Annotated in this window: 19 protein-coding genes; 7 read left to right on the top strand and 12 right to left on the bottom strand. The window is 71.3% G+C overall.

Going from position 1 to position 16,316, the window contains the following annotated elements:
* Positions 1-66: 66 nt before the first annotated feature.
* Positions 67-420: a hypothetical protein gene (locus ASC60_RS04370; protein ID WP_055546757.1), complete on the bottom strand. Its 354-nt coding sequence runs from the start codon at positions 418-420 to the stop codon at positions 67-69.
* A 225-nt stretch (positions 421-645) separates the two neighbouring features.
* Here ASC60_RS04370 and ASC60_RS04365 point away from each other — a divergent pair, with 225 nt between their 5' ends.
* Positions 646-1,710 carry a C40 family peptidase gene (locus tag ASC60_RS04365; protein WP_370592884.1) on the top strand — a complete coding sequence of 355 codons (1,065 nt, stop codon included), beginning with the start codon at positions 646-648 and terminating at the stop codon, positions 1,708-1,710.
* A 79-nt stretch (positions 1,711-1,789) separates the two neighbouring features.
* Here the strand turns inward: ASC60_RS04365 and ASC60_RS04360 are convergent, their stop codons facing one another.
* Positions 1,790-2,602 carry a MerR family transcriptional regulator gene (locus tag ASC60_RS04360; RefSeq protein WP_055546753.1) on the bottom strand — a complete coding sequence of 271 codons (813 nt, stop codon included), beginning with the start codon at positions 2,600-2,602 and terminating at the stop codon, positions 1,790-1,792.
* Between the two features lie 116 nt (positions 2,603-2,718).
* On the opposite strand from ASC60_RS04360, the gene ASC60_RS04355 reads away from it, so the two are divergent.
* Complete coding sequence (locus tag ASC60_RS04355) at positions 2,719-3,723, top strand: MerR family transcriptional regulator (protein ID WP_055546749.1); 1,005 nt, start codon at positions 2,719-2,721, stop codon at positions 3,721-3,723.
* Between the two features lie 179 nt (positions 3,724-3,902).
* On the opposite strand, the gene ASC60_RS04350 is transcribed toward ASC60_RS04355, so the two are convergent.
* From ASC60_RS04350 to ASC60_RS04340, 3 genes are all read right to left on the bottom strand, one after another.
* Positions 3,903-4,496 (bottom strand): DinB family protein, encoded by a 594-nt coding sequence (locus ASC60_RS04350; protein ID WP_055546747.1) that lies wholly within the window; start codon positions 4,494-4,496, stop codon positions 3,903-3,905.
* 280 nt (positions 4,497-4,776) lie between these two features.
* Positions 4,777-5,355 (bottom strand): Uma2 family endonuclease, encoded by a 579-nt coding sequence (locus ASC60_RS04345; protein WP_055546745.1) that lies wholly within the window; start codon positions 5,353-5,355, stop codon positions 4,777-4,779.
* A gap of 64 nt (positions 5,356-5,419) precedes the next feature.
* The gene (locus tag ASC60_RS04340; protein ID WP_199830856.1) at positions 5,420-5,977 is read right to left on the bottom strand and encodes a hypothetical protein; all 558 of its coding nucleotides are present in this window, start codon (positions 5,975-5,977) and stop codon (positions 5,420-5,422) included.
* A 226-nt stretch (positions 5,978-6,203) separates the two neighbouring features.
* Here ASC60_RS04340 and ASC60_RS04335 point away from each other — a divergent pair, with 226 nt between their 5' ends.
* Positions 6,204-7,028 carry an SAM-dependent methyltransferase gene (locus ASC60_RS04335; protein ID WP_234356771.1) on the top strand — a complete coding sequence of 275 codons (825 nt, stop codon included), beginning with the start codon at positions 6,204-6,206 and terminating at the stop codon, positions 7,026-7,028.
* Here ASC60_RS04335 and ASC60_RS04330 read toward each other — a convergent pair.
* From ASC60_RS04330 to ASC60_RS43955, 3 genes are read right to left on the bottom strand one after another with little or no spacing between them, the layout of a single operon-like run.
* Positions 7,015-7,272, bottom strand: coding sequence for a DUF397 domain-containing protein (locus ASC60_RS04330; RefSeq protein WP_055546741.1), 258 nt, complete (start codon positions 7,270-7,272; stop codon positions 7,015-7,017). The genes ASC60_RS04335 and ASC60_RS04330 overlap by 14 nt on opposite strands.
* Positions 7,269-7,634 (bottom strand): Scr1 family TA system antitoxin-like transcriptional regulator, encoded by a 366-nt coding sequence (locus ASC60_RS43960; RefSeq protein WP_370592873.1) that lies wholly within the window; start codon positions 7,632-7,634, stop codon positions 7,269-7,271. The genes ASC60_RS04330 and ASC60_RS43960 overlap by 4 nt, the downstream gene beginning before the upstream one ends.
* Entirely contained in the window at positions 7,591-8,082 is a 492-nt protein-coding gene (locus ASC60_RS43955) for a Scr1 family TA system antitoxin-like transcriptional regulator (RefSeq protein WP_370592872.1), read from the bottom strand. The genes ASC60_RS43960 and ASC60_RS43955 overlap by 44 nt, the downstream gene beginning before the upstream one ends.
* A gap of 134 nt (positions 8,083-8,216) precedes the next feature.
* Here ASC60_RS43955 and ASC60_RS04320 point away from each other — a divergent pair, with 134 nt between their 5' ends.
* Entirely contained in the window at positions 8,217-8,516 is a 300-nt protein-coding gene (locus ASC60_RS04320; protein WP_055546739.1) for an ATP-binding protein, read from the top strand.
* On the opposite strand, the gene ASC60_RS04315 is transcribed toward ASC60_RS04320, so the two are convergent.
* A complete protein-coding gene (locus ASC60_RS04315) occupies positions 8,509-9,147 on the bottom strand; it encodes a TetR/AcrR family transcriptional regulator (RefSeq protein ID WP_370592871.1) in 639 nt (212 codons plus the stop codon). The genes ASC60_RS04320 and ASC60_RS04315 overlap by 8 nt on opposite strands.
* A 93-nt stretch (positions 9,148-9,240) precedes the next feature.
* Between ASC60_RS04315 and ASC60_RS04310 the strand changes: the two genes are divergently transcribed.
* Complete coding sequence (locus ASC60_RS04310) at positions 9,241-10,740, top strand: FAD-dependent oxidoreductase (protein WP_055546735.1); 1,500 nt, start codon at positions 9,241-9,243, stop codon at positions 10,738-10,740.
* 140 nt (positions 10,741-10,880) lie between these two features.
* On the opposite strand, the gene ASC60_RS04305 is transcribed toward ASC60_RS04310, so the two are convergent.
* The 3 genes from ASC60_RS04305 to ASC60_RS04295 form a co-directional block, all read right to left on the bottom strand.
* Positions 10,881-11,627, bottom strand: coding sequence for a response regulator transcription factor (locus ASC60_RS04305; protein ID WP_055546733.1), 747 nt, complete (start codon positions 11,625-11,627; stop codon positions 10,881-10,883).
* The gene (locus tag ASC60_RS04300) at positions 11,624-12,904 is read right to left on the bottom strand and encodes an ATP-binding protein (protein ID WP_055546731.1); all 1,281 of its coding nucleotides are present in this window, start codon (positions 12,902-12,904) and stop codon (positions 11,624-11,626) included. Before ASC60_RS04300 ends, ASC60_RS04305 begins: the two co-directional genes overlap by 4 nt.
* A gap of 95 nt (positions 12,905-12,999) precedes the next feature.
* Positions 13,000-14,604, bottom strand: a complete 1,605-nt coding sequence (locus ASC60_RS04295; RefSeq protein WP_055546729.1) for a serine/threonine-protein kinase — start codon at positions 14,602-14,604, stop codon at positions 13,000-13,002.
* Positions 14,605-14,760: 156 nt separating this feature from the next.
* Here ASC60_RS04295 and ASC60_RS04290 point away from each other — a divergent pair, with 156 nt between their 5' ends.
* Positions 14,761-16,083, top strand: coding sequence for a PspC domain-containing protein (locus ASC60_RS04290; RefSeq protein ID WP_234356770.1), 1,323 nt, complete (start codon positions 14,761-14,763; stop codon positions 16,081-16,083).
* Positions 16,080-16,301: a hypothetical protein gene (locus ASC60_RS04285; protein ID WP_055546725.1), complete on the top strand. Its 222-nt coding sequence runs from the start codon at positions 16,080-16,082 to the stop codon at positions 16,299-16,301. Before ASC60_RS04290 ends, ASC60_RS04285 begins: the two co-directional genes overlap by 4 nt.
* The last annotated feature ends 15 nt before the right edge of the window (positions 16,302-16,316 follow it).

Genomic DNA, 16,316 nt, shown 5'->3' with positions numbered 1-16,316 from the left:
CCCAGCAGCAACGCGGGAGGGAAGGGAGGGGACGCGGGAGGGAGAGGGGGAGGGCCGGTGCCGGGGTCAGGTCCAGAGGACGGCGATGAAGATGTTCACCGTCGTCAGCGCGCCGACCGCGCCGAACAGCGCGGGCTCCACCTTCTCCTCGTCCCGCTTCACATACACCAGCCCCAGGATCACGACCAGCAGCGCCAGCTTGACGCCGATCTTGACCGTGTTGACGGTCTGATCGTCCGCCTGGTTCAGCCCGACCAGTGCGGCGCCCGTGACCAGCATGGTCAGGGCGCCGTGCAGCATGCCCGGCGTCATCCGCGCGCCGCCCCCGCGTATCGCCGTGAGCTGGGAGAGGAAGCCTCCCAGCAGGGCGGCGATGCCGACGATGTGCAGGCCGACGAACACATTGATGAGTACGTCCATGGCACCGGAGACTAGCCCCGCGCATATCACCGCCAGTCACCCGGGTGGGCCCTGATCGGCACATCGGTCACAGCTGCCCCGATCCCGCCCTCTCCACGCCACCCCTGTGATCAGCGGACGCCACCGGTAGGACGAATCCATCCAGCTCCGGTCATCTCAGCGCGCCGCGCCGCCGCCCGGCCTAGCTTCCCCTCACAAGACGTCCTGTCCCCGCACGGAAGGTGAATCGCCGCAGTGGCGCCGCAGCCCCCTACGAAGCCGAAGCAGTGGCACCGCTCGTCGCTCACCGGCACCACCATCCGCACCGCCGCGACCCTCGCCCTCGCGGGAGTCGCCTCGGCGACGGCCCTCCCGGGCATCGGCCACGCCGAGCCCCGCCTGACATCCGCCCAGGTGAAGGCGAAGGTCGACGCGTATCAGCGGGAGGCCGAGGAGGCGACCGAGAAATACGACGGCGCCCGGGCCGCCGCCGACCGGGCGCGGCGGTCGCTCCACCGGTTACGCGACGAGGCCGCCCGCCGCACCGCCCGCCTCAACACGGCGCGCAACGCCCTCGGCGCCTTCGCCACCGCCCAGTACCGCTCCGGCACCGTCGCCCCCACCCTTCAGCTGGCCCTCGCCTCCTCCCCCGCCCAGTACCTCCAGCGCGCCTCGCTCGCCGACCGCGCGGGCGACCGCCAGGCGGTGACGATCGCGAGCATCACCCGCGAGGAGCGGTCGCTGCGCCGCGTCCGGGGCGAGGCGGCCGACCGTCTCCACGCGCTGCGCGCCGCGCAGGCGGCCGCGTCCCGCCACAAGCACGCGGTCCAGGAGAAACTGGCCGCGGCCGACGCGCTGCTGGCCAAGCTGACCCGCGCCCAGCGCGACCGCCTCCGCGCCACCCAGGAGGCCCATGCCTCCGCCACGTCAACGCCCCGGCACCACGCCCCCGCCCGGACGGGCGGCCGGGCGGCCCGCGCCATCTCCTTCGCGTACGGGGCGATCGGCAAGCCGTACGTCTGGGGCGCGACCGGGCCGTACGGCTACGACTGCTCGGGGCTGACCCAGGCCGCCTGGCGCGCCGCCGGGGTGTCGCTGCCGCGTACCACCTACACCCAGATCAACGCGGGCCGCCGCATCTCGCGCGGCGAACTCGCCCCCGGTGACCTGGTCTTCTTCTACTCCGGCGTCAGCCATGTCGGCCTCTACATCGGCAACGGCCTGATGATCCACGCCCCGCGCCCCGGCGCCCCGGTCCGGGTGGCCCCGATCGACCAGATGCCCTTCGCGGGCGCGGCCCGCCCGGCCTGACGCCCGCCCGGCCCGAGACCCGCCCGGCCCGAGACCCGCCCGGCCTGAGGGCGACGCGGCAGTGCTGAGGAAGCCGCGCTCAGCCGGCCGTGATCGGCTCCTGGAGTTCCGTCACCCACTCATCGTGGTTCTCCGGGCACTCCAGGTAGATCTCCCGGGGGTATCCGGTCGACCGGTAGCCGTTGGCCTCGATCCAGCGGCCCAGGGTCTGGATGGTCGGCAGGACGGTCTCCATCGAACCCCGGTGGACGATCGTCGCCGCCCGCTCGACCGGCGGCAGGTCCACGACCCGCAGACCGTCGTCCTCCCCCACCGGGGCCGCGACCTCGATCCCGGCGTGGATGAGGACACCGCCCTCCGGCGCGTCCTCGTAGTAGGCGACCCCGGGCCCGGTCGGCGTGATCCCCGCCGCCGCCAGGCGCGGCAGCAGTTCGGCGTACAGCGGCTGGATGACCGGTCCGATGGCGTCGAATCCGGTCGCCACGCCGGTCAGTTCGGCGACGCGCACGCCCGGCAGGCTCTTCACCGCGACTTCGTTGGACGACATCTGTCCCTCGCTCTCGATGGACCGGAGCCTCGCCTCCACCCGCACCAGCCGGGCCGCCGCGGCCGTCATCGCGGCCTCCAGATCGGCCCGCCGCACCCGCAGCATGGTCCGCAGTTCCTCGGTGGTGACCTTCTCCTCCAGGATCTCCCGGACCTGCTGAAGGGTGAAGCCGAGGTCTTTGAGGGCGATGATGCGGTTGAGACGGGCGAGCTGGGCTGCGGTGTAGTACCGGTAGCCGGTGGCGGGGTCGACGCGGGCGGGGTGCAGCAGTCCGGTCGCGTCGTAGTGGCGCAGCATCCGGACCGACACCCGCCCGTGCCGGGCGAAATCTCCGATGGTGAACATGATGTCTCTCAGTCCACGGCCTCACACGGTGTCAGGGTCAAGCGCCCCTGACCGGCCTCGATGCGGCTTGACCTTACCCTCAGGGGCAAGGTTTAGCGTTCGTCGAGGTGAGAGACATGCGGATCGGTGAGCTGGCCCGCCGGGCGGGCGTGACGACCAAAGCGGTGCGCTACTACGAGTCGCTGGGCCTGCTGACGCCCATACGGCTGGCCAACGGCTACCGGGACTACGCCGAGCACGACGTACGACTCGTACGGGAGATCCGGACGCTCAGCGATCTCGGGCTTCCCGTGGAGCGCACCCGGCCGTTCCTGGACTGCCTGGCGGTCGGCCATCAGCACGCCGACGACTGCCCGTCGTCGCTGGCCGGATACCGGCAGGCGATCGACGAGCTGTCGCAACGCATCGCCGGGCTCACGGCCCGCCGTACGGCGCTGATCGCGCACCTTCAGCGGGCCGCCCACCGCAACAGCCGCCTCTCCCCGCCCGAAGCGCCCGACGCGCCCGACGCGCCCGACGCGCCCGACGAAGGAGTGGCCCCGATGAACGACTACCTGAGCCTGCCCGCCGACCTGCCCGTCCCCGAGGACGACGGCGCGGCCGCCCATCTGCCCGGCACACCGGTGCCGCCCCTGGAACTGCACAGCACCGCGGACACGACAGTCCGGCTCGACGCGCCGGTGCCGGGCCGTACGGTGCTCTACGTCTACCCGCTCACCGGCCGCCCGGGCACCGACCTGCCCGAGGGGTGGGACGCGATCCCCGGGGCCCGTGGCTGCACCCCCGAGGCGTGCGGATTCCGCGACCACTACCAGGAGCTGCTGGACGCCGGCGCGGTCCGCGTCTTCGGCCTGTCCAGCCAGGACACCGATTATCAGCGCGAGGTCGTCGAACGCCTCCACCTGCCGTTCGACATGCTCTCCGACCCGACGCGCAGCCTGGCCCGGGTGCTCCGTCTCCCCACGTTCGAGGTCAGTGGGCTGACCCTCTACAAACGCCTGACGCTGATCATCCGCGACGGCGTGATCGAGCACGTCTTCTACCCGGTCTTCCCGCCGAACGAGCATGCCGACCAGGTGCTGACCTGGCTGCGCTCCACCCCTCAGACGGAGCAGGAGTAGTCGATGTTCACCGGCCTGAGCGCCTTCCCCCTCACCCCGAGCACCGACGACGCCATCGACGAGAAGTCACACCGACGGAACCCCCGTCATCGTGGGCATCGGCGCCCTGCGCACCCGCCCCGTCCTGGAGGCCGCCGAGCGCGTTGGCCTGCTGCCACGCGTCGCCGAACGAACTCCGTTCAGCTCGTCTTGGCCTGTGCCTCCTTGGCAGACGCCTCCAGCTTGTTCCAGTACTCCTCGTACCAGGCCTCGTCGCCCTCACCCATGTTGCTGTTGGTCTCCCGCATGCCGACCTTGCCGTCGATCAGTTCGCGGACAATGTCGGCGTGGCCGGCGTGACGGTTCGTCTCGGCCGTCATATGCAGCATGATCCGCTGAAGCGTTACGTCGCCGTTGTCGCCCCACCACGCGACGTGGCCCATCGCGTCGAGCGGCAGCGCCTCGATCGTCGCGTCCGCGTGCGCCCAGGCACGGTGATAGAGGCCGAGGATTTCCTCGCGCGACTCGTCGGCGGAGGCCCACATGTCCGAGTTGGGCTCGGCGTCCTCCTCGTGCCAGGGGAGGGATTCGTTGTGCGGGCGGCCGAAGGTCGGGCCGAAGTACCCGAGTTCGACACTGGCGAGGTGCTTGACGAGGCCGAGAAGGTTGGTGCCAGTCGGTGTCAGGGGGCGGCGGACGTCGTACTCGGACAGTCCGTCCAGCTTCCAGACGACGGCTTCGCGGGCTGCCTTGAGGTAGCGGTGCAGGTCGTCTTCAGGGTCATTGGGCTGCATGGGCCTGAGTCTCGCACCACCCGCCGACAGCGGTCGCATGGGTTTCCCGGCCGCTCAGAAAGCATCGGCCAACGACCGGGCCGCCTATGCCGTGGACCGGCCGTCCCCGGGAACCCTGATGCAGCAGGCATGCGGCCCCCGGACGCCGCCCCGGCGCGGGCGTCATAGGTGGTGAGGTCGATCTCTCCGCCGTCGATCGCGTCGAAGAACTTCTGTCAACGCAGCCGTTTCACAGCCTGGGGATCGGCATCGACAACGTCCACGTCCGGATCTTCGCTCCTTACGAGGCGTAGTCCTTGAGTTCTTCCGTCTCCAAGGTGATGCCGACCGGGTCGGGGATCTTGATCACCGCACCGTACGGGCGCGTCGTCAGGCTCCGGTACTTCCCGTCCTCCGGTTCGCAGTGGACCGTGACCGTGCAGTCGTCCCGGTCGATCAGGAGGTACACCGGGATGCCTGCGGCCGCATAGCCGTCACGCTTGTCCAGGCGGTCGCGCTGGTCCGTGTCCGCGTCGTTCGAGGTGACCTCGACGGCCATCAGGATGCCCTCGGTGTCCGACCACTCACCATGACCCCCGAAGTGCTTGCGGGGCGCCAGCGTGCCGTCCGGACGCGCACGGCCCTTGCGGTAGCTCTCCGTCTTCAGCCCCCGCTCCCGGTACAGCCACAAATCCGGACGCTGCTGCATGCACTTCTCGACGAGCCACATGATGATGTCGTCGTGATCCCCGTCCGGCACGGGCTTGACCTCTAGCTTTCCACTGATGAATTCGAGCGTGACGGTCTCCGGCGCCGTGCGGGCGAGCTGCTCGAAGTCTTCGATGCTCATCTGCGGCCGGTCGGTGGTGCCAGGGGTCATGGATTCGCCTCCTCGCACCCATGGTGCCCCGACATCGGGCGGAGCGTCCTGCAAGGTCATCCGCTCATCCTTTCGCGTCGCGGGCGGCGGCTCGCAGCCGCTCGGCCCAGGTGTGAACGTCGATGCCAACGGGATCGTCCACCGGCATCGGCGCCGCCTCGCCTCGGCAGGGGCGGCAGAGGCCGCCGGGGAGGGCGGCGGGCGGGCCGGGACGGCCGCAGTCGACGCACTCCAGGAGGCGGCTGATGGTGATCTCCGGCCGCGCCTCAGGTACGGGCTCCGGCGGCAGCTTGGCCTCCAGCCGGGTACGGGCCAGCGCGGCCGGACTGTGCACCGGCACAGGCAGCCCGGACGTCAGCGCCTGGACGAGGCGGCCGGGGTCGGCGTCGCGCGCCAGCCAAGTCGCGGCGAGGGGTTCGAGGCGGGCGCAGTCGGCGGCCGAGAGGGTCATACGGGGGTCTGTACGGCCCAGGGACGCCAGGGCGTCGTACGCGGGGGTTCTGGTGGGAGCGGCAGCCGTGGATACGGCGGCGGGACGGGACTCCGGCACGTCGTCGCCGCGTACGAACGCCTCCCACCACTCCTCCCCTCGCGCCGTCCGGGAGAAGAACGTGCGGGTCACCCAGCGCGCCCCGTCCTCCGTGATCAGGTGCTCGCGGACGCGCCGCAGATGACCGGCCTCCGACAGCCGCCGGGTGGCTTGTGCAACCCACCCGTTCCTTAGATAAATGCGCTCAGGTCTCGGCGCCCGAAGCTCAGTGCCTCTTACGATGGCTGCTGACCGCAACTGGCAGCTGATTGCCGCAGATTGACGATCGGGGCGCTGGAAGATGTCAGGAACTGAATGGATGTCGTCGAGGTCGGAGTTCGCCCAGCCGCCTGTCGATCTCCGCACCGATGTGCCGCACTCCGCCCGCGTCTACGACTACCTCATGGGCGGCAAGACCAACTACGCGCCCGACCGCGCCGCCGGTGACGCCTCGGCGCGGGCCTGGCCCAGTCTGCCGACGTCCATGAAGCAGGCCCGCCACTTCATGCACCGGTCGGTCCGTCACCTGGTGCGGGAGCACGGCATGCGCCAGTTCCTGGACATCGGCACCGGCATCCCGACCCCGCCGAATCTGCACGAGGTCGCGCAGGAGACCGCCCCCGACGCTCGGGTCGTGTACGTCGACAACGACCCCATCGTCCTCACCCACGCCCGCCATCTCATGACGAGCACCCCCGAGGGACGCACCGAGTACATCGACGCGGACATCCGCGACCTCGACTCGATCCTCGGCGCGGACGCCCTGCGCAAGACCCTCGACCTGGAGCAGCCGGTCGCGCTGTCCCTGATCTCCATCCTGCACTTCGTCATGGACGAGGCCGATCCGCAGGGTCTGGTGCGGCGATTGATGGCGGAGCTGGCGCCGGGCAGCGCGTTGGCGATCACCGTCTTCACCGGCGACACGGCCCGCGAGGAGGTCGCGGGGGTCGGCCGCGAGTACAACGAGCGCGGTATCCCCCTACGGATCAGGGACAAGGCCGAGGCCGAGCGGTTCTTCGACGGCCTGGAACTGATCGACCCCGGCGTGACCCTGCTCCACCACTGGCGCCCGGACGCCGCCACGGAGGGGGTCCGGGACGAGGAAGTCGCGATGTACGGGGGCGTGGCGCTTAAGCCGGGCTGACGGTCGTGGTGGCGGCGAAGGCTATGAACTCCGCCCAGGCGTCCGGGGCGAGGGCCAGTTGCGGCCCGGCCCTGTGCTTCGAGTCCCGGACGTGGATGGTTTGCGGGCAGGTGGCGACCTCCACGCAGGCGCCGCCCTGGGTGTCGCTGTAGCTGGACTTGCGCCAGGAGAGGGCGACTTCGACGCATTCGCCACCCTCGCTGTTGCTGTAGCTGGACTTGAACCACACGAGCTTGTCGCTCACAGTTCCTCCAACAGGTTTCTGATGTACCGCACCGACTCCTCCGGGCTGAGGGCCTGCCGAAGGATCACGGCATGGCGCTGCGAAATCACGCTGATCTTCGTCGGGTCCGCGGACAACACGCCCGTGATCTGGCCCTCCTCGTACACGAGATGCTCATGCTCTGGGGTCTCCAGCAGAACGAACGGCCCAAAGAGCCCAGGGTGAGCGCCTTCGAACGTCAGGACCTGGATGGTCACGTTTCGCCGCTCACCTACTTCCAGCAAGCGCTGGAGCTGGCGCTTGTGAGCCTCCGCGCCCGCGATAGGGCGTAGAGCAGCCTCACCGATCACGAAGCTGAACGCTCTGGTCTGCTTGTCCAGCAACGACTGCCGTTCCAGTCGAGCCGCAACCCGCGCTTCGATGGTTTTCGTCGTCAAGCGGCGGCAGATGGTCGCCGATCAGCACATCCGCGTATTCCTTGGTCTGAAGCAGCCCCGGGATCAGCAGCGGCTGGTAAGAAGAGACGGCGATCGCCTCGGCCTCGTACCGCATGAAGTCCTGCGAGTACGACGCGAACTTATCCGGCTTCAGGTACTCCTGACCGGCCAGCAGCAGCCCTGGCGGACCGAACATCTGGTCCGCGACCTGGAGCAACCGCAGCGCGGGCTTGCGTCGGCCCTGCTCCATGGACTTCACGGTCTCGTACTCGTAGTTGGCCTCTTTGCCCAACTCCTCGCGGCTCACCCCGGCCTGCATGCGCGACAGTTCGATCTGGTTTCCGCAATACCGCCAGGACATCGGCGACTGCGAACCACCCTCCATGACGCTCATCGCGCCCTCTCTCCCATGAGGCACCTGCGGTACGCATACGCTGCGTACCGGCGTCGTTACTGCGGCACGGTACGCCTGACCAGCGGCATTCCGGACATGAATGCACCAACTCCCCCACTTCCGATGGACATCGAATGGCGGCTCCCCCGCCACCCCTGCTCAGCGAGCTGGTGACGAACGCCTGCCGTCACGCCCGCGTTTCCCCTGGTCGGGAGGTCCGGGCACGCTGCGTAGTGCGTGACGAGAAACTGCGCGTCGAGGTGTCGGACGCGAGCGAGGTGATGCCTCAGCCGCGTCAGGCGACGGCGGAGGACGAGTCGGGGCGGGGGCCGGCGCTGATCGCGGCGCTCGCGGACGCGTGGGACGCGCATCCGCGCGCCTGTGGGATCGGGAAGACGGTGTGGTTCGAGTTGAAGCTGATCGCGGCTACATAAGCCCTGCGAGGCCGTTCGCCAGCAGGCCGAAGGCGTACTCGGCGTCGCGTACGGCGCCCGGGTAACGCTCGTCGGCGGGCTCGCCGCCCGCCAGGCGCTGGAAGTTGTCCGCAGACAGCGCCCACTGGACACCGATGATCTGGACGGCGGCCAGGCGGGCGGTGAGGTCCGACGCGTCCGTGGTGTCGCGCAGGGCCTCGGCGAGGGCGCGTTCGCCGCCCGCCCTGAAGCGCTGCATGCGGTCGACCAGGGCGGGGGTGTCGTAGATCAGCCGGCTGAGCGCGCAGACGTCGGGGTGGTCGTTCATGCCGGTGATCGGGTCGCGGCGGCGCAGGCCGTCGAGGAAGTGATCGCGCAGGGCGGCCAGCGGGGTGGTGTGCGCGGGGCGGGCGCGTACCACCTGGGCGGACTCGGTCTCGTGGTCGGCCATGCGGTGCACCACGAGGTCTTCCTTGGTCGGGAAGTACGTGAACAACGTGCGCTTGGAGACCTCGGCGGCCTCGGCGATCTGGGCGACGGAGACCTCGTGGTAGCCGCATTCGAAGAAGAGGCCGATCGCGGCGTCCGAGATCGCGTCTCGGGTCCGCTGCTTCTTGCGTTCGCGCAGGCCGGGTTGACTCTCGGTCGTCACCATGCCCACGTTACCGCACCGCACTGCACTTGGAATAGTTCTGCACTTGGTGTACTTATTTACCGAGTGCAGGAACACGAAGGGGAGCGTGGGATGAACGAGATCGAGACCGATGTCGTGGTCGTGGGGGCCGGGCCGACCGGGCTGACGCTCGCGTACGAACTGGCGCTGGCCGGGGTGGGGACCCTGGTGCTGGAGAAGCTGCCCAGCCGCAACCAGCAGACGAAGGGCGGCGCGATCCATGCCCGTACCGCCGAACTGCTGGAGTCGCGCGGGCTGCTGGAAGCGATGCGGAACCGAGCATTCCCTGGTCCTCCGGTCGGCGCGAACTTCGCGCTGCTGCCGGTGCCGCTGGACACCACGGCGTGGGACACCCGGCATCCGTCCCCGGTCATGCTCCCGCAGTGGGAGATCGAAGAGGTGCTGGAGGAGCGGGCCACCGCCCTCGGGGCGCGGGTCCGGCGGGACGCCGCCGTGACGGCGGTCGAGGCGGACGACGACGGGGTGAGCGTCACGGCGGACGGCGGGCTCCGGGTGCGGGCGCGGTATGTGGTGGCGTGCGACGGGGGGCGCAGCACGGTGCGCAAGAAGCTCGGGATGCCGTTCCCGGGGCGGCCCGGGACGTATCTGGCGGTCCTCGCCGACATCCGGCTGTCGGCCGTATCGTCCCTGGTGCCGCGCGAGCGGGGGCACATCAGCACGCTGACGCGCCGGGCGAACGGCTACTGGGCCATGCTCATCCCGCTCGGCGACGACCGCTACCGGCTCACCTTCGGGCACGACGGGGGCGAAGACCAGTCGGGACCCACCCGGGACACCCCCGTCGGCGAGGACGAGATCACCGCCGCGCTGCGGGCCGTCTACGGCGAGGAGACGGTGCTCGGCGGGGTGGACAACTCCTCGCGATTCAGCGACGCGACCCGGCAGGTCGAGCGGTACCGCGAAGGCCGGGTGCTCTTCGCCGGGGACGCCGCGCACATCCACCCGGCGCTCAGCGCCCAGGGCCTGAACCTCGGCGTGCAGGACGCGTTCAACCTGGGCTGGAAGCTGGCCGCGACCGTGCAGGGCCGGGCGCCGGCCGGGCTGCTGGACAGCTACCACGCCGAACGGCACCCCGTCGCGGCCAGGGTGCTGCACCACACCGCCGCCCAGCGGGTGCTGGCGGACCCGGACCCGAGCGAGGACGTGGCGGCCCTGCGGGACATCTTCATCGACCTGATGCGGCTACCGGACACCAACCGCTATCTGACGGGGCTGGTCTCCGGCCTGGCCCTGCGCTACGACGTACCCGGTACGCACCCCCTCACCGGGCAGCGGGTCCCGGACGCCGACCTCCGCACCGACGCCGGTCCCACCCGGCTGTCGGCCCTGTTCGGCGCGGGCCACGCCGTGCTGCTGGACATGGGCGGGCTCGTCCCGGACGACGTGACGCTGCCCGAGCGCGTCGACCTCGTACGCGCCAAGTGCGCCACCGACCTGGGCGCGGGGGCGCTGCTCATCCGCCCCGACGGCTACGTCTGCTGGGCGGCGGACGACACCGAGACGTGCCGCGAGACGCTGCTCCCCGCCGTCACCGCCCAACTGACCGGCTGACCGGCTGAGTCGCGCGCGCTCACAGCGAACGGCCACGGCAACGGCCGGCAACGGCAACGGCCGGGAGCGGAAGCGGGCCGGGAGCGGCGGGGGAAAGCATCGCCGTGCCCCGGTCCGGCTCCTCGCCCCGCCGGCTCCTCTCAGACCAGGCGGCGGGCCGTCGCCCAGCGGGTGAGTTCGTGGCGATTGGAGAGCTGGAGCTTGCGCAGGACCGCCGAGACGTGGCTCTCCACCGTCTTCACCGAGATGAACAGCTGCTTGGCGATCTCCTTGTACGCGTAGCCGCGCGCGATCAGGCGCAGCACCTCACGCTCGCGCTGGGTGAGGCGGTCCATGTCCTCGTCGACGGGCGGGGCGTCGGTGGAGGCGAAGGCGTCGAGGACGAACCCGGCGAGGCGCGGGGAGAACACCGCGTCGCCCTCGGAGACGCGGAAGATCGCGTCGACCAGGTCGGTGCCGGTGATCGTCTTGGTGACGTAGCCGCGCGCGCCGCCACGGATGACGCCGATGACGTCCTCGGCGGCGTCCGATACGGACAGGGCGAGGAAGCGCACCGGGCGCTCCGTGGCCGCCATCAGCGCGGCGCTGCGGCGCAGCACCTCGACCCCGCCGCCGCCGGGGAGGTGGACGTCGAGCAGGACCACCTCGGGGCGGGTCGCGGTGATCACGGTGACGGCCTGATCGACGTCGGCCGCCTCGCCGACCACCTCGACGCCGGTACGGGCGGTCTCGCCGATCTCGGCCTGGACGCCGGTGCGGAACATGCGGTGGTCGTCGACGAGGACGACGCGGACCCGGCGCCGCTCCCCCGCCTCGTCCGCCCCGCCCGTGCCGCCCGTCTCGCCGGTACCGCCCGCCGCCCCCGCGCCGCCCGTTGCCTCGGTCATGTCGTCGCCGCCCTCTCCATCTCCAGCTCCACTACCGTGCCCCCGTCGGGCGCGGACCTCAGCCTGGCCGTGCCGCCGTTGCGCTGCATTCTGCCGATGATCGACTCGCGGACGCCCATGCGGTCGTCCGGTACCGCGTCCAGATCGAAGCCCGGGCCGTGGTCGCGTACCGATATGAAGATCGTGGCGCCCTCGACTTCGGCGAACACCTGGACCGCCCCGCCGTCGCCACCGTACTTGGCGGCGTTCACCATCGCCTCGCGCGCGGCCTGCATCTGGGCCGCCAGCCGCTCGTCCAGCGGGCAGTCGCCGACCACCACGACCTCGATCGGGACGCCGTGGTGGTCCTCGACCTCCGCCGCCGTCGCCTTGACCGCCTCAGCGAGGGTGTCCGGTTCATCCGCCTCGTCCTTGCCGGTGCCCTCCGGCTTGTACAGCCAGGCGCGCAGCTCCCGCTCCTGGGCGCGGGCCAGCCGGGCCACTTCGCGCGGATCCTCGGCGTTGCGCTGGATCAGGGTGAGGGTGTGCAGCACGGAGTCGTGGACGTGCGCCGCGACCTCGGCCCGCTCCTGGGCGCGGATGCGCATCAGGCGCTCCTCGGAGAGGTCCTGCGTCATGCGCACCACGTACGGGCCCGCCAGCAGCGCGATGCCGACGAGCACGGCGAGCGAGGCCTGGAGGACGGCGCCCAGGTGCCGGGCCGAGCCCTGCAGGACGAGGATGCCGGTCACCCCCGCGCCGACCAGCACCACGCCCGCTCCCGCCCGGGCCAGCGGCAGCACCCGCTTGCTGCGGCTCAGCTCCACCCACTGGGCGCGGCGGGCGTTGTCGGCCTGCCGCCAGAACAGGGCGACGCCCGCCCCTACGAGGAGCAGCGGCCAGATGTAGGTGTTGGCGCGGCCCAGCTGGACGCCCTGGACGAAGATGCCCATGCCGACGAAGAGCGCGACCAGGGCGATGATCTGGCCGCGCTCCGGCCTGCGGGGCAGGATCCGGCGCCGGCCGTCGGGGCCGACGGTGGTGAGCGGGCGGGTCGTCGTCTCCTGCACGCCGCCGACGCCGAGGGGGACGATGAACCAGAACAGCGCGTAGAGGAGGGTGCCGAAGCCCTCCGCCATGATCAGCGCGACGAAGCCGATGCGGACCCAGGCGACCGGCAGCCCCAGATGCCCGGCGAGCCCCCGCGCCACGCCGCCGAGCAGCCGGCCCTCGGCGCTGCGGTACAGCTTGCGCGGGGGTGGCTCGACGGGGGCGGTCGGGGGTGCGGCGGCGGTCATGCTCCGATCGTCACACGGCCCCCGCGTTCCGGACATCAGGGTCGACCCTGATCGTCCCCGGAGCGGGACTGCCGCCGCAGGCGCTTCCGGGGCGGTCAGGGGAGGTGGATGCCGTCGCGGACCTTGTCGAAGATCGGGCGGTACTGGCTCCACTGGTCTTCCGGCGCGCTCAGGTAGATCGCGTACTCCTTGTCGCCCTCGTTGCCGAAGCCCAGGTCGATCGCCCGGAACCAGCGGGCGCGGCCCTTGAACCGGAATTCCCAGATCGCCGCCGGCATGCCGCGGTAGGTGGTCTCCTGCAGGCGGGTCCGCTCGTACTCGATGACGTTGGATTTCAGTTTGGCCTCGACGTCCTCGAAGTGCTTGACCTGGTCGTTGGACGCGAAGTCCAGGACGTTGATCGACAGTTGGGCCATCTTCGCGGGGTCGAGGTAGCGGACCTCCTGGGTGCCGTCGAGCTTTCCGTCCGAGTCGGCGTCGGGCTGCCAGTCGCCGGGGACGGGGAAGGAGACCCCGAGGCCCTTGACCATGCGGTAGCCCTCGGGGACGGGGGACGGGGTGAATGACGGCGAAGGGGAGGACGAGACGCCGGCGGACGCGCCGGAGGCGGACGGGGTGCCGTCGCCCGTCTTCCACACGTAGACGCCGCCCGCCACCGCCACGACCGCCAGCGCCGTCCCGACGGCGGTCCACCGGAACGTGCGGGGGCCCTTGGGCAGCGGGGCGGGGGAAAGGACGGGGGCCGGGACGGGCGTCGGCGGGGTGGGGTCCTGCTGCCGTGGCGGCTCCGGCTCCGGCGGCGGGGCCGGGGTCCGGGCCGTCATCAGGACCATGGTCGTCGCGGTCGTCTGGTCGCCCTGCACCGGATACCCCGTCGTCGTGGGCTCCGACGCCGGGCCGCGCAGCGCCCGTTCCGTCTGCTCCGCCGACGGCCGCTGCTCCGGCTCCTTCGCCAGCAGCGCCTCGATCAGCGGGCCCAGCGCACCCGCCCGCTTCGGTGGCTCCAGGGGGTCCACGGCGATCGCGTACCCGGTCTCGATCGGCGTCGGCTTACGGAACGGGGCCCGGCCCTCGACCGCCTGATAGAGCGTCGCGCCCAGCGCCCACAGGTCGGACGCCGGGCCGGGCTTGCGGCCGCGCACCCGCTCCGGGGCGATGTAGTCGATGGAGCCGACGACCTCGCCGGTCTTGGTGAGCGTGGAGGTGCCGGTGGCCATGGCGATGCCGAAGTCCGTGAGGACGACCCGCCCGTTGGCGCCGAGCAGCACGTTGCCGGGCTTGACGTCGCGGTGCAGCACGCCCGCCTCGTGGGCGGCGCGCAGGGCGGCGATCATGCCGCGGCCGATGCGGGCGGTCTCCTCGGGGGAGAGCGTTCCGCCCTCCTTGAGCAGATCCCCCAGGGTCGTGGAGGGCACGTACTCCATGACGATGCACGGCAGCCCCCCGTCGTCCACGACGTCGTGGACCACGACCACATTGGGGTGCGTGATGCGGGCCGCGCTCCGCGCCTCGCGGCGGGTACGCTCGTGCATCGTCGTCAGTTCTTCCTCGCTGAGGTGCGGCGAGACGTGCAGCTGCTTGACGGCGACCTGACGGTCCAGCAGTTCGTCCTCGGCGCGCCAGACCGTACCCATGCCGCCGCGGCCGATCTGCTCGGCCAGCCGGTACCGTCCGGCAATCAGCCGCCCTACGTCCGACACCGCACTCCCCTCCCGCTCCACGGCGGCCTGCTTCCCCACGCATGGCGCGCATGTTCGACCCGCCACGATAGTCGCCGTGACATCGGGGATGATCTCAGGGAAGGCCCAGGGTTTCACCGGATGTCGCCGGAACGACCGTCTTGTCACGATGAACGCATGAACGATGCACCCACGGTGGCGGACGAGGGCGAGGGCGCGGCTGGTTCCGGGGAACCCCGGGGGACTCCGCCGCCGCCCTTCTTGAGCACGCCGCTGCGGCGCAGCCGTGACCAGAAGATGATCTCCGGGGTGTGCGGCGGGCTGGGCCGCTACTGCGACGTCGACCCGGTGATCTTCCGGGTGGTGCTGTCCGTGCTGGCCGTCGCGGGCGGGATCGGCCTGATCGTGTACGGCTTCTGCTGGCTGCTCGTCCCCCTCGGCGGGGAGGACGAGAACGAGGGACGCCGGCTGCTCTCCGGGCGTGTCGAGGGCCCGGCGCTGACGGCGGTGCTGTGCGCGCTGGTCGGCTGCGGACTGTTTCTCTCGATGCTGAACAACGGCGGCGTCATGTCGTTCTCGTTCATGCTGTTCCTCGCGGTGGCGGGTATCGGTTATTGGTCGCACCACCGCCGGCAGGCGGAGAGCGGCGGCGCGGTGGATCCCGCCACGGCGCAGGCCGTCGCCGACGCGCCCCCGGAGGCCAAGGCTCCGCCGACGCGGGGCGGGCCGGGTCCGTCGTGGTGGCGGGATCCCATCGTCAAGGACGGTACGACGGGACTGCCGGGCACGGGCTATCTGTGGGGGCCGGACGAGGGCCCGTACGACAGGGCCACGGCGTGGGCGCAGCGGGCCCGCCGGATCCGCGACCGGTCCTCCATCGGCGGCTGGATCTTCCTGGTCGCCCTCGCCGCCGCGGCCACCGGCGCCCGGCTGTCCTGGTACTCCCAACCGCTCGGCACCAGCCTGCAGATCGGCCTCGCGAGCGCGCTGGCGGTGTTCGGGCTCGGGATGGTGGTCAGCTGCTGGTACGGGCGCACGGGCGGCGGGACCGCCGTCCTGACCGTCCTCACCTGCGCGCTGCTGGCCGCCGCCACGGCGCTCCCCCGGTCCGTCACCACCGACTGGTCCCGCGAGACCTGGGCCCCGCCCTCCGCGGCCGCCGTGCGGCCCTCGTACGAGCTGGGCGGGGGCGTCGGGGAACTGAAACTGGACCGCCTCCGGCTGGCCGACGGCCAGACCGTCCGGACCCGGGCCGAGGTGGGCGCCGGGAAGCTGGCCGTGACCGTGCCCCGGGACGCCCGCCTCGAGATGAAGATCCGGGCGGGTCTCGGCGACATCCGCCTCCCGGGCGAGCGCACCGACGACATCGACATCGACATCGAGCCGGGACGGGAGCGGACCGTGACCCTCAACCCGAAGGGCGGGGCGGGCGCGGCCCACGGAACGCTGGTGCTGCGGCTGTCGATCGGACTGGGCAACGTGGAGGTGACGCGCTCATGAGGCGGCATCCGATGGAACCGGGCAAGCTCGTGGCGGGACTCGTCGTGCTGGGCGTGGCGGCGGTATACGGACTGGACGCGGCCGGAGAGCGCGACGTGCGGTCGCTCGTGCCGCTGATCGTGCTGGTGTGCGGCTTGTGCGCGGCGGGCGTGGTGTCCACCCTGACGTACGCCGCCCGCCGCAAGCGCGCCCGGAGCACGGACGGCTCCACGCCGTAGGGGACGGCGGGCCAT

Origin of the sequence: Streptomyces sp. NBRC 110028 (assembly GCF_001417735.1) — a bacterium.
GTDB lineage: Bacteria > Actinomycetota > Actinomycetes > Streptomycetales > Streptomycetaceae > Streptomyces.
Note: the sequence above shows the minus strand (reverse complement) of the source record. Positions and strands in the feature narration are given on the sequence as shown.

Bases quoted from the DNA above. Each gene is read 5' to 3' on its own strand.
- ASC60_RS04350 (WP_055546747.1), bottom strand. From the start codon at position 4,496: ATGCAGCCCAATGACCCTGAAGACGACCTGCACCGCTACCTCAAGGCA.
- ASC60_RS04290 (WP_234356770.1), top strand. From the start codon at position 14,761: ATGAACGATGCACCCACGGTGGCGGACGAGGGCGAGGGCGCGGCTGGT.
- ASC60_RS04300 (WP_055546731.1), bottom strand. From the start codon at position 12,904: ATGACCGCCGCCGCACCCCCGACCGCCCCCGTCGAGCCACCCCCGCGC.
- ASC60_RS04355 (WP_055546749.1), top strand. From the start codon at position 2,719: ATGCGGATCGGTGAGCTGGCCCGCCGGGCGGGCGTGACGACCAAAGCG.
- ASC60_RS04305 (WP_055546733.1), bottom strand. From the start codon at position 11,627: ATGACCGAGGCAACGGGCGGCGCGGGGGCGGCGGGCGGTACCGGCGAG.
- ASC60_RS04370 (WP_055546757.1), bottom strand. From the start codon at position 420: ATGGACGTACTCATCAATGTGTTCGTCGGCCTGCACATCGTCGGCATC.
- ASC60_RS04285 (WP_055546725.1), top strand. From the start codon at position 16,080: ATGAGGCGGCATCCGATGGAACCGGGCAAGCTCGTGGCGGGACTCGTC.
- ASC60_RS04360 (WP_055546753.1), bottom strand. From the start codon at position 2,602: ATGTTCACCATCGGAGATTTCGCCCGGCACGGGCGGGTGTCGGTCCGG.
- ASC60_RS43955 (WP_370592872.1), bottom strand. From the start codon at position 8,082: ATGAGCGTCATGGAGGGTGGTTCGCAGTCGCCGATGTCCTGGCGGTAT.
- ASC60_RS04310 (WP_055546735.1), top strand. From the start codon at position 9,241: ATGAACGAGATCGAGACCGATGTCGTGGTCGTGGGGGCCGGGCCGACC.
- ASC60_RS04320 (WP_055546739.1), top strand. From the start codon at position 8,217: ATGGCGGCTCCCCCGCCACCCCTGCTCAGCGAGCTGGTGACGAACGCC.
- ASC60_RS04335 (WP_234356771.1), top strand. From the start codon at position 6,204: ATGTCGTCGAGGTCGGAGTTCGCCCAGCCGCCTGTCGATCTCCGCACC.
- ASC60_RS04345 (WP_055546745.1), bottom strand. From the start codon at position 5,355: ATGACCCCTGGCACCACCGACCGGCCGCAGATGAGCATCGAAGACTTC.